Source organism: Inquilinus ginsengisoli (genome assembly GCF_031453975.1).
Lineage (GTDB): Bacteria > Pseudomonadota > Alphaproteobacteria > DSM-16000 > Inquilinaceae > Inquilinus > Inquilinus ginsengisoli_A.
On the sequence record NZ_JAVDPW010000022.1, the window covers coordinates 13019 to 27346 of the forward strand.

Below are 14328 nucleotides of genomic sequence, written 5' to 3' on the forward strand. Positions count from 1 at the left end.
TAGACCATGCCGGGGTTGAAATATCCCCGCCGACGTCCCGGAACCGCCGGCGGTATCCTGTTACTGCACGAGCACTGGCACCCCGCAGCGAACACCGGTGACCCAGACATCCATCGTCCCCAATTGGAGGCCGAGAGCCTTGAGTACCCCGTCAACCAATGGGTCCAGCGCGCCGAGCACGCTCGCGAGAATGCCGAGAAGACTGGTCCGCTGCTGTCCGTTGCCCCAGCAGACGAGACCGAGAAGCCCGCCGCAATTCCCCTGCTTGAGGTCGATCACGATGAGGTTCAGCAAGAGTTTGGCATGCAGATCGAGCCCGTTGTAGAGGCTCTGCCCGAGGCCGCCGAGCAACCCTGTGCTGACCGCGCGAGCCCGTTGCCCTTCACCCGAGGTCGGACCGATGATGCCCTCGTTCGTCGGGGGCTCATGCTTGGTGACCTCTCCGGAGAGCGGCTGATAGAAGGTCAGCGGCTGAGCGGCGGGCTGCCCTTGGGAAGGGATTTGAATCTTGGCCTTTCCGGTCAGCGAAACGAGTTGCAGGAGCCCCAGCACGCTCAGATCGATGATATTGGCGTCGGAGACGGTCGGTGCCTGCGAGAAGTTCGTCATCGCATTGCTGTTGACCTCGCCGATATAAATGGCAGCCACCCCGGGGATGGCATTCACCGTCACGGTCGCGTCCTTCGCAGGCTCCAAGCCACAATCGATCCGGGCCAATGTCGCCTCGCCGGGGGCGACCTCGATATAGAGCGGAAGCCGGACGCCATTGCCCAGAAGTCCCGTGTCGAGCAGCTTGAGCAGCAATTGGATCCGTATCTGCGCCGTGTGCACCTGGACGCCGACCGGCCCGAAGCTGAAGAAGGGTTTCTGCGGCGGTTCGATCGCTGTCGCGACGAGGGAGATGCTGGCCACCGGCCCCAGATTCAGACCCAGCTGCGGTATGGCGACCGCGTTGCGTCCGTTGGCGAGTTGGGCCGCAAAGCTGACGAGCTGGAATAGATTCAAGTCCGCCTGCAAAGCCGTCGGCGATGTCGTGCCGCCGACCGGCTGGTTCTTCCAGACGCCGAGATCGAGCAGGTTGCCCAGATGGATATCCGGATTTCCGACGATCGCCGCTTTCAGCGAGAGCAGCCCGCCGAGCGCCTGTGCCGCAATGGCCGTGAGGTTGGGCTGTCGATCCAGCACGTCGATCGTCGCGTCCAGAACGTCGCCGATCTGCGCCCGGCTCTGCAACACCTGGTCGTAGGTGAGCGCCGAGAGATTGACATGGGTCGCCAGGGCATCGAGGAAGCTCAGTGCATCGATGTCCGTGTTGACCAGCCCGTCATATTGCACGGCCGAAAGGTTGATAGTGGTGCCGAGCAGACTGCCGAGCAGCGCATTGGCAATACCACCATTGAGGTTGACGAGGCCCGTCCCCGCCTGGAAAGCGGCCTCGTCGATCCGTGCGGCCGTGGCAGAAACGCTCGTCCGGTACGGCCCGCCATCGGGCAGAAGGGCGCGGGAAAGGCCAAGCGGTGCTTCTGTCTGGGTCGAGATCCGGACGGCATTCGGGGCCGTCGCGACATAGCCGGCGTTGGGGCACGTGACGACACCCGTGAAATAGCGCGCATCCGGTGCCAGACTGGCGTTGTCGCAATAGGTGCCTGTCGAGACGGTCGGCGGCGTGTCTGCGCCGAACCCATTGCGCGACAGAAGATCCGCAGCAATCACCTGAGCCTGCGATGGCTTATAGGCGGCAGCGAGAGCCGCCGCATCCGTGGCCGATTGCAGGTCCCGTCTCTTGGAGTACCAGAGGCCGACATCGGTCGCCATCGCCGCCGTGCCCAACAGAAGCGTCATGATCAGCGCGGTATAAACCGAGAGAGCGCCCCTTTCGTGGGACAGACCCGCCCGGTTGCGGCGAGGTTTCATCGTGATTGCCCGTAACCCGAAGAATTGCCGCTGCCGAACTGGCTGGGCTCGCCAAAGCCCGAGCCGTTGGGGCCGTTGGCCGGTGACTTGCCGATCTGCCGAATGTAATTCTGGTAGATGGCGCCCGCCTCGAGGCCGTCGAGACCGCCCTGCCCGGCCGTCCGCGGGCGCCGTTGCTCCTGCTGCCGGATAACCTCTGCCGCCCGGCTGTTGCCCGGCCACTCGGCCGCTGATGTCTGGGGCGTCAGAAGCGGGCGCGCCGGCACCAGCACCTGCTGCGCCGCGGCAGCAGCGGGCGACAGAGCCAGAAGAGCGGTACACAGCAGCGGCAGGCAGATGCGCATCATGGCTGGGTCTCCGAAGCTTGGGCCAAACGCCGGGGTGGGGTCGTGGCAGCGGTGCCGGCGGTGGCCGGCCCCCGCATCTGGCTGCGGGCGGTCTTCACCATCTGCTCCACCGCCCGGCGCTCCTGGACGGTGGCGATCCGGCCGAGCATGGCCTTTGCCGCATCGCCCTGGCCGGCGACATCGAGGCACAGGATCAGGTTGTTGCGGACCATGGCGTTGTCGGGCGCCAGTTCGGTGGCCTGGCGCAAGGTGAACAGCGCCTCGTCATAAGAGGCGATGCGCATTTCGGCGAAGCCGAGATCGTTCAGGTACTTGACGTTGATCGGCTCGCGCCGGACCGCCTCGTGGAACTGCGCCCGGGCCTTGGCCCAATCGCCACGCCCCGCAGCGACGCGGCCGAGACCGTCATAGGCCGCCGCCGCTTGGTCGCCGTCCACCAGTTGCCGGTAGATCGCCTCGGCCCGGGCATAGTCCTGGATGTCGAGGAAAGAATCGGCGCGCAGGGTCTGGGACCGGACGTCGCCTGGATGTCGGTTGTCGTAGTCGTCGAGGTAGGCGAGTGCAGCCCGCGACTTGCCGCCCTGGCGCAGTTTGTCGACGATGCCGAGATAGAGATCGCGGGAATTGTCGGCATCAAGCGCTGCCGCCTGCGGCATCTGATCGGCCGGGGACGGATCGTGCCGCGGCGCCCCGTCGCCGCCGAACAGGCCGGAGCAGGCAGACAGCCAGGGCAAAAGGATCAGGGCGAAAAAACGCATGCGGATTGGCATGGCTCATCCCGTCCTTGTCAGATTGGCCATCAGCGACACCACGGCTGGCCCGCAAAGCACGATGAACAAAGCGGGCATCAAAAAAACAATCATCACGACAGTCATCTTGGCTGTTTTCCGGCCAATGCTTTCGCGTGCCCTCGAAACCCGCTTTTCAGAAAATTCCTTCACAAACTCTCGTAGAGCGGCGCCCAATTCCGTTCCGTGCGTCAGCGTCTGCTTGAACATAGCAGCGAGTTCACGGATCCCGGCGACACCCAGCCGCTCCGCCCACCGATCCAGCGCCTGATCGTAGGGCATGCCGCGTTGGATATCTTCGACCATCACCGCAACAGCCTGTCTCGATATCGGTGCCGCCTCGTCCAAGGATTGAGCCATGGACCGAAAACACTGGTCGAGGCTGATGCCGCTTTCGAGCATCAAGAGCAGGAGATCGAGTAGAAAAGGCAGTTCCGCGCCCACCCGTCGCTGGCGTACCGAAGCGCGCCATTGCAAAACGAACTTGGCCAGCAGATAGACGACGGCCCCCCCCACCAGCGGATAGAACCGCGCCAGCCCTGCCCATCGGCCGGTCAACCACAGCACGAGGCCAGTTCCGGCCGCGACAGCGATCACCGCCGCCAAGCGGAGAGCAGCGAAGATCAGGACCGCCTGGGGATCATAGTAGCCGGCCGCCCGCAGATACCGCGCGATCTCTTCACGATCCTTGCTGCCAGCGACAAAGATGCGTTCGAACGGGCGAAGCCAGCCGAGCGATACACCTCCTGTACTCACGCCTCCTGTACCGTTGTCGCGCGCACGTTCGCCCAGGCCGGTCAGGCGCCGGTTGAGCCGTGTCTCGTGCCGAATGCCGCGCAACCCCAGGCCAATGAAGATGACGCTGGACGCCGCGATAAAAACGAAGACCACGAATTCGAAGGGCGGCAGCGGCATGACCTAGAACTCCAACCGCATGATACGGCTCATCACCAGGAGGCCGGCCGCCTGCAGACCGAGTGCAATAAGCGCCAGCCGATGCCCTTGCGCGGTCTCGATGAAGAACATGATATAGCTGGGCTTGGTGATGCCGATCATGACGGCCGCGGCAAAGGGCATGAGCCCAAGCACAATTGCGCTGAACCGAATCTCGGCCGTCGCCGACCTGAGTTCACGCCCGACCCTGGCGCCATCGCGCAGGATCTGAACAAGGTTGGCAAGGACCGTTGACATCCGGCCGCCAAACCGGAAATTGGTCTCGACAGCCGCGGCCAGCATATAGAGTTCCGGCACCTTCAGGCGATCGGCCAACCAACGAATACTTTCCGGGATCGGCGCGCCATTGTTGATGCGCCGAATGAGCGGATTCAAATAGCGCTGCATTTCCGGCCCGGAATTCTCTGCGGTTGTCAGCAAAGCCTGCTGCATGGAGTTGCCGATGGTCAGCAGTTGGCGCAACGCATCCAGAAAGAACGGCAGCCCGTTGATAAAGGCGGCGAGGCGCCGCGCCGCCAGCAACCGCAAACCGAAGATCCCGCCACCCAGCACGATCGCCGCGATCACGCAGCCTACGATCGGGCCAGCCAGCAGGGTCAATATGGAGGCGACAGCCAGAAGCGCGCAGCCGGCAGCAAGCACTATCTGCGGGCGCAACGCAATGTCGGCCCTGGCCAGCCAAAGCTCAAGGAACTGGGGGCCACCCCGCTCGCTCGCCACGAAGCGGTTACGTGAAAGACTGACGGGCGAGGGGGTGCTCAGCCCCTGCAATTCTTCCAGCCGATCCTGCATCTGCTGATTTCGACGCCGTTGCCCGCCGCTCGCCAGAAATCCGATGCCGGCCAGAAAGAACAGCGAAGCAACCCCGAGAAGAAGAAATCCCGACCCGTTCATGGCGCTGGCCTCGACGCAGTCCGCAACTCCGACATGCCAACCAGCCGGTGCGCGAAATGGGGGCGTGCGGACAGGGTTCTGAATTCACCCAGGCCGCTCATCGGCGGCTGCTCTTCAAAGGAAAAAAGCTGGTTCAGACTATATTGTTCGCCTTCGAGGCCGGTCAGCTCCGACACCGTCGTAACCCGCCGCTTGCCGCTGGCCATGCGATTGACCTGGACCATGATGTGAATGCTGTTGGCGATGTAGCGCCGGATCGTCTTCGGATCGCCGGTCAGCCCGCCGAAGCCGAGCAGCATTTCCAGCCGTCCGAAGGCGTCGCGGCTGGAATTGGCATGCATCGTCGCCATCGACCCGTCATGGCCGGTGCTCATCGCCTGCAGCATCTCGACCGCCTCGGCGCCGCGCACCTCGCCCAGGATGATGCGGTCGGGCCGCATCCGCAGCGCGTTGCGCACCAGGTCGCGGGCGGTCACCTCGCGGCTGCCGTCGAGATTGGGCGGCCGCGTCTCAAGCCGCACCACATGGCTCTGCCGCAGCTGCAGTTCCGCCGCATCCTCGATGGTGATCAGCCGTTCCCTCTCATCGATATTGGCGCTCAGCATGTTCAACAGCGTGGTCTTGCCCGAGCCCGTGCCGCCGCAGATCAGGATGTTGAGGCGCGAGCGCACCGCGGCGGCAAGGAAGCTCATCATCTCCGGGCTCATCGAACCGAGCCGGACATAGTCCTGCGCCGTCAGGCCCTGGATCCGGAACTTCCGGATCGACACCATCGGCCCATCCAGCGCGATCGGTGGGATGACGATGTTGACGCGCGATCCGTCCGGCAGCCGGGCGTCGACATAGGGCGTCGCCTCGTCGACTCGGCGACCGATCGGACTGACGATGCGCTGGATGATGTTCATCAGATGCGCGGTGTCGCGGAACCGGGCCGGCACCGGCGACATCTGGCCGGCACGCTCGACATAGATCCTGAACGGCCCGTTGACGATCACGTCATCGATCGTCGGGTCCTTGAGCAGCGGCTCGAGCGGGCCGAGCCCGATGACCTCGTTCTGCACCTCGGCGGCAAGCAGCGCGCGCTCGGCGGCGTTCAGCGCCAGCCCCTCCTTGGCGGCGAAGCGGGTGATCGCCTGCTCGATGCCGTCGCGGATCATCGGCCGGCTGGCCGCCTCGGAGGTGATGCCGAGCGCCTCGAGCTGCTCCAGCACCAGGTTGAAGATGGCGAATTTGGTGCGCTGATAGCCGTCGGTGGTGCGCAGCTCCGCCGCCGCCTGTTCGGGGTCCGCCCCGCCCCTCACACCGACGCCGTTGATCAGCCCTGCCATCGTCGCGCCTCCCTCACGACGTCCGCAGCCGGCCGAACAGGCCGCTGCCGCGTGGCGTCGGCCGGGCCACCGGGGCTAGTGTCGGGGCCCCCTCGGCCGCCAGCTTCTCCAGCGCTCGGGAGTAGGCGGCGCGCGGTTGCTCCAACACCAGCGGGCGCCCGGCGTTGAGCGCGTTGATCAGCTCGACCCGTGCAGCCGGCAGGCGCACCGAGCGGCGTAGCCCGAGCGCCTCTCGCATCTGCTCCTCGGTCAGCGTGATCCCCGGCGCGTGGTCCTCGACCACCAGGGTGATGCGGTCGAGCACCTGGGCGCTCGGGCCGATCTGCACCAGCAGGTCGCGGCAGGCCTTGACCGCGGTGAACCGCTGCGGCGCCACCAGGTAGATCCGGCCGGCGGCGCGGACGAATTCGGTCAGCAGGCCGGGATGGCGGATGCCGCCGACATTCAGGATCACCTCGCCGAACAACGCCCGCAGCACCAGCAGCATCGAGGCGATCGCGTCGGGGGCGATGTCGTGCACCTCCTCGCCGGCCACCGCCAAAGGCAGGATGTGCAGTCCCGACGGCGCATGCCGGCCGAGTGCCGAGGACAGGAGCGTGCGGTCCAGCCGCGGCAGGTCCTGGACCGCATCACGGATGGTGTAGTTGAGCGGCACGTTGAGCGCGGCGCCGGCCTCGCTCGACGGCAACGCCCCATCGATCAGCAGCCCGCCCCCTGCCGCCTTCGCGCGCAGCACCGCGAGGTTGACCGCGAACAGGCCTTCGCCGCCGGGCTGGCCGCTCATCACCAGAGTGAGGGCGCCGCTGCCGATCGCGTCGCCGCGCGGCGCGCCGGTGAGATGCCGGCCGAGCTGCTCGCTGAGCGCTTCGCCCTGGGCCCTGCGGTCGATCACGTCGGCCGCCCCGGCGCGGATCGCCCGCAGCACCGACCGGGCATCGCCCTCGTCGCCGAGGACGATGATCGGCGCATCCGGATCGGCGGCGGTCAGCGCCCGCATCGCCTCGGCCAGCCCGGTGCCGAACCCATCGACCGGGTCGGCGTCGAGCAGGACCAGATCCAGCTTCACCTTGCCGCACAGTTCGAGCAGCGGTCCCGTGTCCGGGGTCGAGCGGATCACCGCTGCGACGCCTTCCAGCGCGGCGATCAGTCCGGCGGCGAGATTGGTGTCCGAGGTGGCGACGGTGATCCGGAACATTGCTGCCTACCGCATGAGCCCATAGGGTGCGAGATGGTCCTGCACCTGGTCGACATTCAGGATCATGTCGCCGATGGTCGGGTTGAGCTTGCGCGTATCCACCCCCGGCAGCGGCGGGACCTGGTTCGGCGCCAGCGGGGTGACCAGCCGCGGCGTGGCGACGATGATCAGTTCCTGCCGCTCCTGCTGGTTGTTGGTTGACTTGAACAGCGCGCCGATGATCGGGATGTCGCCCAGCCAGGGGAACTTGCTCTCGTTGACCGCGCTGTTGCTGTAAATGAGGCCGGCGAGGACGAAGCTCTGACCGCTGCCGAGTTCGACCGTGGTCGAGGTCGAGCGGCGGCGGAAGGCCGGCACGTTGAACCCCTGGATCTGAAGTGCATTGGCGTAGTCGAGCTCGCTGACCTCGGGCGAGACCTTGAGTACGATGCGCTTGTCCGACAGCACCACCGGCGCGATGTCCAGTTTGACGCCGTACTGGTGGTACTCGATGGTGATGGTGCCGTTGTCGTTGCCGCCCTGCGGCACCGGGATCGGCACCTCGCCACCCGCCAGGAACTCGGCGTGCTCGCCGGAGCGGACCAGCAGCGTCGGCTGGGCCAGCAACTGGGTTAGCCCGGCCTGGGACAGCGCGCTGAGGATGCCGAGAATACCATTGCGGCGATCGCCAAGGAACAGATTGAAGGCGTTCGCCAGCGGAACCGTCGAGGTGACTTTGGAAACGGTGTTGCTGAACTCGTAGCTCTGCAGGGTGTTCGGCCCGACCAGCGCGCCTTGGAAATCGGTGCCGCCGAGTGCCGAGAAGCTGAAGCCGAGGGCCCGCAATGTGGTCGCCGACACCGCCGCGAACTGGATGTCGACCGCGACCATCTGGTTGCCGGTGACCTTCATCAGGTCGACCACCTTGCCGTCGCCATAGGCGTTGGCGATGCTCGTCGCCCGCGCATGGGCATCGAGGTCCGGCACCGAACCGGACAGCACCACGGTGTCGCCGTCGCGATTCACCCGCACGCCCTGCAGCCCGGGCTGTCCGCGGATCTGCCGCGCCGGGTCGCCGCGGTTGGGGATGGTCGGCAGCGCGACCGCCGGAGCGCCGCCGACGGTGACGTCGTAGGAAATGCCCTGGTCCGACCGGCTGGTGAAGATGGCGAGCGTGGTCTGGCCCGACTGCAGGCCTGTGATCTGCAACTGGTCCTGGTTCAGCGCGGTCGCATCGATGATGCCGCCCTGGCCGACGACGATGCGGGTGATCGGCGCGGGAAGGTCGATCACCCGCTGGGCGCCGACGCCGAGCCGCAGTTCCTCCGCCCCCGCCGCGCCGGAGACGAGGACGAACACCGCGATGCAGAGCATGCGGACCACAAATCTCATCGCGGCTCTCCGGACCGGGGGTAGATCATCTGGCTGCGGTCGCCGACGATCAGCTCGATCGCCTTCCGCTGCGGCGGCTCGACCGCGGCTGGCGGCGGGGCCGGGCCACGGATGTCCGACAGCTTCGCGGTGTTGTCGGTGATCAGCTGCAGATCGTCCGGCCGGCGCAGAGCCAGATAGAAGGAGCCGAGGCTGCGGGCCAGGGCGAACTGGGCGATCTGGTCGGGCGTCATCGCCAGGCTGATTGTCCGCGACGGGTCGGGCCGACGGCCGCCGCCATTCTGGTCGGCCGGGGCCATCGCCGGATCGCCGAGGGTGGTGCCGACGGTGAGGACCAGCACATCCTGCAGCACGGTGCGCGCTTCGCTCAGATCCCCGCCGCCCTGGCGCTGCAGCCCGCCCTGCTTGTTCAGGGCGGTGTCGGGCAGCACCAGCTGGATGTCGACCTTGTCGCCCGGCCGGACGAATTCGCTGACCGCGATCTCGTCATTGGTCAGAATGCTGATCGCGCGAAGCCCCGGCGGGACCAGCGCGGCAAGCCCGGCCCTGGCCGGATCGGCGGAAACCACGGAATCGAGCAGCAGCTGCTGGGCCGGAATGTCCACCGTCGCGATCTTGCCGACCACGTCGCCGATCGCCGTCCTGGCACCCGCCGGCACCCCCCCTGCGATCGAGATGGAGCTCACATCCTCGCGGGCGATCACCTGCCCCCGGGCGATGAAGCGCGCCGCGGTCATCACCCCGAACACTTTGATGTCGGCCGGAGCGGGCTGAACGACCGGCGCCGGCGTCGACGCCTGGGTCGACTCCACCGGCGCGTAGTTCTTGTAGACGCCATAAGCGATCAGCGAGATCGCCCCCAGACCCCCAAGGACCAGATAGGCTCGCGTCAGGACATTCGCATTCATCGGTCGGGGGCTTCAATGGGCATGTCGAAACCAATCAGCCTCGACGGGCGAGGCGAGCAATTTTTGAACCGGACGGCTAGCGTTTCGCTTCGCTCGAATATTCATGCATGGGCCGTACTCCTTAAAAGGTCAGATAAACTAACATTAATACCCCTTTATGTAGCACAAGCATGCCAATTCCACAAGTGTTTATTATGTAACACAAGAACCCGATCGTGTTCTTACTAGACGTCCCAAGCAAAGAAACCTGCATAAAATGATATGCACAGTTAGAAGATTTTGACCTTTGTGGAGTTAATTCCTAGACACTGACCTGGGGTTGCAGATTACATCGAAATATACCTAATATTTATTTATGTCCATTTTTCTGATGACCGCGTCAACACGAAAGTTTGGGCCAGGGCGCCGTAGGCACGACCAAAGGTTGTAAAGCTGACACACATGGAGCATTGACGAATCCTTGGGTTCGCGATGCGGCCTTCCCTGCGCCTCCTTGGGTCTGCCAACATTCCGATCATCGGCGCCCTGACGATCCTGTTGTCCGGCCCACTCCTGGAAGGTCTCCAGCCGGCGGCCGCAGGGTTCGATTGTCGTTGCCAAATCACCCCGCGCCACTAACCTGAAAACGGTTGCATCGGGCACCAGAACCCGGGCACACGACCACAGGAGGGAACCATGTCCGGGAGACACCTGACCTCGCTCGCCGCCCTGTTCGTCCTCGGGCTGGCGGCCACGCCGGCCACAGCGGGCGTCGACGTCACCTTCGCCTGCGGATCGACCGGCATCCAGTCCAGATTGTGCGACGAGGCGGCTAAGGCCTGGTCGGCGAAGACCGGCAACACCGTCAAGATCGTCGCGGCTCCGCAATCGACCTCGGAACAGCTGGCGCTCTACCAGCAGTTCCTGACCGGGAAGTCCGGCGACATCGACGTGTTCCAGGTCGACGTGGTGTGGCCCGGCATCCTGGGCAGCCATTTCGTCGACCTGAAGCAGTATGTCGACCAGGCCACCATCGACCAGTACTTTCCCGGCATCGTCCAGGGGCTGACCCGCGACGGCCACCTCCTGGCCCTGCCGTGGTACACCGATGCCGGGTTGCTCTATTACCGCCAGGACCTGTTCGACAAATACCAGCTCAAGGTGCCCGCCACCTGGGAGGAGATGACTGCGGCCGCCAAGACCATCCAGGAGGGCGAGCGCAAGGCGGGCAACGACCGCTTCTTCGGCTTCGTGTTCCAGGGCCGGGCCTATGAGGGGCTGACCTGCGACGCGCTGGAATGGATCGTCAGCTTCGGCGGCGGCGACATCGTGGAGGCCGACGGCAAGATCACCGTCAACAACCCGCAGGCGGCCAAGGCGCTGGACCTCGCCGCCTCCTGGATCGGCACCATCGCGCCCGACGGCGTGCTGAACTACACGGAGGAGGATGCGCGCGGCGTGTTCCAGTCCGGCAACGCCGCCTTCATGCGCAACTGGCCCTATGCCGCCAGTCTCGCTGAGGCGACCGACAGCCCGGTCAAGGGCAAGGTGGGATATGCCCCGCTGCCCAAGGGCGATGGCGACGGCGCCCGGCATGCGGCGACGCTGGGCGGCTGGCAGATCGCGGTGTCGAAATATTCCGCCCACCCCAAGGAAGCGGCGGAATTCGCGATGTATCTGACCAGCCGAGAGGAACAGAAGCGCCGCGCCATGGAGGGCGGCTATCAGCCGACCATCCCGGCACTCTACGAAGACCAGGAACTCCTGGCGAAGCGGCCTTTCTTCAAGATCACGCGCCAAATCCTCGACGGCACCGCCGCCCGCCCCTCGGCGGTGACCGGGGAACGCTACAGCGAGGTCTCGACCCTGTTCTGGAATGCGGTGCACGCCACCCTGTCCAAGAACGGCGACGCTGCGACCAACCTGGCGCAGCTGGAGAAGGACCTGAACCGGCTGAGCCGCGGCGGCCGCTGGTGAGCATCACGCAATAGCAGACGGGCAAAGGAAGACGGAATGTCGGTCAAGGTCATCCAGGTCGGCCTCGGCGGCTGGGGCACCAACTGGGCCCACACCATCCTGCCGCAGGTGAAGGCGGTCGACGTCGTCGGCTTCGTCGACGCCAGTCCGGAGGTGCTGAAGCGGGCGCAGGAGACGCTCGGCCTCTCGGAGGCCAAGTGCTTCCCCAGCCTCGACACGGCGATCGCCGCGGTCGAGGCCGAGGGCGTGCTGGCAGTGCTGCCGACCGCCGGCCACAAGAGCGTCAGCGAGATGGCGCTGAAGGCCGGCAAGCACGTGCTGGTCGAGAAGCCCTTCACCTCGACGCTGGAAGAGGCCCAGGCGCTGATCGCGCTGGCGAAGCAGGCCGACCGGGTGCTGATGGTCAGCCAGAACTACCGCTACCAGGCGGCGGTGCGGACGGTGGCCGACCTGGTGCGGAAGCGCACCTATGGCAGGGCACTCTCGGCGCTGATCGACTTCCGCCAGAACTGGAAGGTGACCGGCCACCGCTACCACGACATCCCCGGCCCGCTGCTGCTGGACATGGCGATCCACCATTTCGACCTGATGCGGATGATCTTCGGCGAGAATGTGCAGCGCGTCGCCTGCCGCAGCTGGAACACGCCGGACAGCCCGTTCAAGGACCATGCCGCCGCCCATGCGCTGCTGGCGCTCGAGAGCGGCATGATGGTGTCCTACAACGGCTCCTGGGTCTCCCGCGGCACGCCGACCACCTGGACCGGCGAATGGGCGATCGAATGCGAGGAGGCCGAACTGCTGTGGCAGGCGCGCGGCGTCGGCGGCGCGATCGCCGACAAGGTGGTGCTGCGCCGGCCCGACGGCACCACCGAGGACCTGCCGATGACCCCCGTCGAGCTGATCGACCGGGCCGGCACGCTGAACGCCTTCGCCCAGGCTGTGCGCGGCAAGCCGCCGCGCTACTTCACCTCGGGCGAGGACAACATCCAGTCCCTCGCCACCAGCTTCGCCAGCATGCGGTCGGGCGCTCAGGACGGCACGTGGGTGCAGCTGTCCGACATCCTGCCCTGAGAGGCCGGCCGCTGACCGCCCAACTCCGGAGACATCTGACATGGCCCTTCCCCGCCTGCTGGTCTGGAACGAATACCGGCACGAGTTGCAGAACCCCGACGTCTCCGCCGTCTATCCCGACGGCATCCATGAGGCGATCGCCGCCCCCCTGCGCCAGCGCGGCTTCCCGGTGTCGACCGCGACCTTGGACCAGCCCGAGCACGGGCTGACCGACGAGGTGCTGAACGGCGCCGACGTGCTGCTGTGGTGGGGCCACAAGGCGCATGAGGATGTGTCGGACGCGGTGGTCGAGCGGGTGCGCCGCCACGTCATGGGCGGCCTCGGCCTGATCGTGCTGCATTCCGCCCACTACTCGAAGATCTTCCGCCGGCTGATGGGCACCAGCTGCAGCGTCAACTGGCGGGTCCACGGCACCCAGGGCGAGAACGAGCGGATCTGGGTCACCGCCCCGGCGCATCCGATCGCCGCCGGCCTCGACCGCTGCATCGAGATCCCGCAGGAGGAGATGTATGGGGAGTTCTTCGACGTGCCGGAGCCGGACGAGCTGATCTTCGTCAGCTGGTTCAAGGGCGGCGAGGTGTTCCGCAGCGGCCTGACCTACCGCCGCGGCTACGGTCGGGTGTTCTACTTCCGGCCGGGCCACGAGACCTTCCCCAGCTACCACCACGCCGAGGTCCAGAAGGTCATCGCCAACGCCGCCGCCTGGGCCGCCCAGCCCGGCGTCCGCCGCACCCCGCCGGACAATGCTCGGCGGGAGCCGCTGGAGAAGATGGGGTAGGTCCGCCACTCTTCCTCCTCGGCCCGGAGCCCAAACCCTGAAATGAAGCGGGCGGACCGATCGGCCCGCCCGCTGGCATTTTCAGCTGAAACCAGGATCAGAACGGGATCTCGTCGTCGAGATCGTCCGCCATCGGGGCACGGCCACCGCCGCCACCCGACGAACCGCCGCCGGACGGGCCGCCGAAGCCGCCGCCCGAGGATCGGCCGCCGCCGGAAGCGCCGCCGCCGAAGCCCCCGCCGCCACCGCTCGCGCCGCCTTCATCCTCGAAGCCGCCGCCCCCACCGCCGCCTTCGCCGCGGCCGTCGAGCATGGTCAGCTCGCCCCGGAACGGACGCAGCACCACCTCGGTGGTGTAGCGCTCGGCGCCGCTCTGGTCGGCGTATTTGCGGGTCTCCAGCTGCCCCTCGATATAGATCTTCGATCCCTTCTTCAGGAACCGCTCGACCACCCCGACCAGCGCGTCGTTGAACACCACGACGCGGTGCCACTCGGTGCGCTCCTTGCGCTCACCGGTGGTGCGGTCCTTCCAGTTCTCCGACGTCGCAACCGAGAGATTCGCGACCCGCCCGCCGTTCTGGAAGGACCGGATCTCCGGATCGCGGCCGAGATTGCCGACCAGAATGACCTTGTTGACGCTGCCAGCCATGACCCAGACCTCGTAAGACTCAATCAGGGGCGGACCCTAGAGCCGGATGACCCGAATTGGAATTGCAAAGCGATTCCGTTCCGGGTCGAGGCCACGCCCACGCGCGAGAACAAAAGAGGATCATCCACCCGGGCGGCCCGGTTTGCAACCGCCATCTCGGACCCGGCGGGCCCGA

Annotated in this window: 13 protein-coding genes; 3 read left to right on the forward strand and 10 right to left on the reverse strand. The window is 66.1% G+C overall.

What is annotated here, in order from left to right:
- Window positions 1-60 precede the first annotated feature (60 nt).
- The 9 genes from E9232_RS35425 to cpaB are packed head-to-tail and all read right to left on the reverse strand — an operon-like array spanning window position 61 to window position 9699.
- Complete coding sequence (locus E9232_RS35425; protein WP_309802180.1) at window positions 61-1914, reverse strand: pilus assembly protein TadG-related protein; 1854 nt, start codon at window positions 1912-1914, stop codon at window positions 61-63.
- Complete coding sequence (locus E9232_RS35430) at window positions 1911-2261, reverse strand: hypothetical protein (protein WP_309802181.1); 351 nt, start codon at window positions 2259-2261, stop codon at window positions 1911-1913. The genes E9232_RS35425 and E9232_RS35430 overlap by 4 nt, the downstream gene beginning before the upstream one ends.
- Window positions 2258-3019 carry a tetratricopeptide repeat protein gene (locus tag E9232_RS35435; protein ID WP_309802182.1) on the reverse strand — a complete coding sequence of 254 codons (762 nt, stop codon included), beginning with the start codon at window positions 3017-3019 and terminating at the stop codon, window positions 2258-2260. Before E9232_RS35435 ends, E9232_RS35430 begins: the two co-directional genes overlap by 4 nt.
- A 15-nt stretch (window positions 3020-3034) precedes the next feature.
- Entirely contained in the window at window positions 3035-3964 is a 930-nt protein-coding gene (locus tag E9232_RS35440) for a type II secretion system F family protein (RefSeq protein WP_309802183.1), read from the reverse strand.
- 3 nt (window positions 3965-3967) lie between these two features.
- Complete coding sequence (locus tag E9232_RS35445) at window positions 3968-4897, reverse strand: type II secretion system F family protein (RefSeq protein ID WP_309802184.1); 930 nt, start codon at window positions 4895-4897, stop codon at window positions 3968-3970.
- A complete protein-coding gene (locus E9232_RS35450; protein WP_309802185.1) occupies window positions 4894-6225 on the reverse strand; it encodes a TadA family conjugal transfer-associated ATPase in 1332 nt (443 codons plus the stop codon). Before E9232_RS35450 ends, E9232_RS35445 begins: the two co-directional genes overlap by 4 nt.
- A gap of 13 nt (window positions 6226-6238) precedes the next feature.
- Window positions 6239-7420 carry a CpaE/TadZ family protein gene (locus E9232_RS35455; protein WP_309802186.1) on the reverse strand — a complete coding sequence of 394 codons (1182 nt, stop codon included), beginning with the start codon at window positions 7418-7420 and terminating at the stop codon, window positions 6239-6241.
- 6 nt (window positions 7421-7426) lie between these two features.
- Window positions 7427-8791: a type II and III secretion system protein family protein gene (locus E9232_RS35460; protein ID WP_309802187.1), complete on the reverse strand. Its 1365-nt coding sequence runs from the start codon at window positions 8789-8791 to the stop codon at window positions 7427-7429.
- Window positions 8788-9699: a Flp pilus assembly protein CpaB gene (gene cpaB, locus E9232_RS35465; protein ID WP_309802188.1), complete on the reverse strand. Its 912-nt coding sequence runs from the start codon at window positions 9697-9699 to the stop codon at window positions 8788-8790. The genes E9232_RS35460 and cpaB overlap by 4 nt, the downstream gene beginning before the upstream one ends.
- A 675-nt stretch (window positions 9700-10374) precedes the next feature.
- Here cpaB and E9232_RS35470 point away from each other — a divergent pair.
- Genes E9232_RS35470 through E9232_RS35480 form a run of 3 tightly spaced genes read left to right on the forward strand, consistent with a single transcriptional unit; the run spans window position 10375 to window position 13504 of the window.
- Window positions 10375-11655: an ABC transporter substrate-binding protein gene (locus E9232_RS35470; protein ID WP_309802189.1), complete on the forward strand. Its 1281-nt coding sequence runs from the start codon at window positions 10375-10377 to the stop codon at window positions 11653-11655.
- A gap of 36 nt (window positions 11656-11691) precedes the next feature.
- A complete protein-coding gene (locus E9232_RS35475) occupies window positions 11692-12726 on the forward strand; it encodes a Gfo/Idh/MocA family protein (protein ID WP_309802190.1) in 1035 nt (344 codons plus the stop codon).
- A gap of 40 nt (window positions 12727-12766) precedes the next feature.
- Entirely contained in the window at window positions 12767-13504 is a 738-nt protein-coding gene (locus tag E9232_RS35480) for a ThuA domain-containing protein (RefSeq protein ID WP_309802191.1), read from the forward strand.
- Between the two features lie 97 nt (window positions 13505-13601).
- Here E9232_RS35480 and ssb read toward each other — a convergent pair whose 3' ends face one another.
- Window positions 13602-14153, reverse strand: a complete 552-nt coding sequence (ssb, locus tag E9232_RS35485) for a single-stranded DNA-binding protein (protein WP_309802193.1) — start codon at window positions 14151-14153, stop codon at window positions 13602-13604.
- Window positions 14154-14328 lie beyond the last annotated feature (175 nt).

Bases quoted from the DNA above. Each gene is read 5' to 3' on its own strand.
- E9232_RS35445 (WP_309802184.1), bottom strand. From the start codon at position 4,897: ATGAACGGGTCGGGATTTCTTCTTCTCGGGGTTGCTTCGCTGTTCTTT.
- ssb (WP_309802193.1), bottom strand. From the start codon at position 14,153: ATGGCTGGCAGCGTCAACAAGGTCATTCTGGTCGGCAATCTCGGCCGC.
- E9232_RS35435 (WP_309802182.1), bottom strand. From the start codon at position 3,019: ATGCGTTTTTTCGCCCTGATCCTTTTGCCCTGGCTGTCTGCCTGCTCC.
- E9232_RS35475 (WP_309802190.1), top strand. From the start codon at position 11,692: ATGTCGGTCAAGGTCATCCAGGTCGGCCTCGGCGGCTGGGGCACCAAC.
- E9232_RS35440 (WP_309802183.1), bottom strand. From the start codon at position 3,964: ATGCCGCTGCCGCCCTTCGAATTCGTGGTCTTCGTTTTTATCGCGGCG.
- E9232_RS35455 (WP_309802186.1), bottom strand. From the start codon at position 7,420: ATGTTCCGGATCACCGTCGCCACCTCGGACACCAATCTCGCCGCCGGA.
- E9232_RS35470 (WP_309802189.1), top strand. From the start codon at position 10,375: ATGTCCGGGAGACACCTGACCTCGCTCGCCGCCCTGTTCGTCCTCGGG.
- E9232_RS35450 (WP_309802185.1), bottom strand. From the start codon at position 6,225: ATGGCAGGGCTGATCAACGGCGTCGGTGTGAGGGGCGGGGCGGACCCC.
- E9232_RS35460 (WP_309802187.1), bottom strand. From the start codon at position 8,791: ATGAGATTTGTGGTCCGCATGCTCTGCATCGCGGTGTTCGTCCTCGTC.
- E9232_RS35430 (WP_309802181.1), bottom strand. From the start codon at position 2,261: ATGATGCGCATCTGCCTGCCGCTGCTGTGTACCGCTCTTCTGGCTCTG.
- cpaB (WP_309802188.1), bottom strand. From the start codon at position 9,699: ATGAATGCGAATGTCCTGACGCGAGCCTATCTGGTCCTTGGGGGTCTG.
- E9232_RS35425 (WP_309802180.1), bottom strand. From the start codon at position 1,914: ATGAAACCTCGCCGCAACCGGGCGGGTCTGTCCCACGAAAGGGGCGCT.
- E9232_RS35480 (WP_309802191.1), top strand. From the start codon at position 12,767: ATGGCCCTTCCCCGCCTGCTGGTCTGGAACGAATACCGGCACGAGTTG.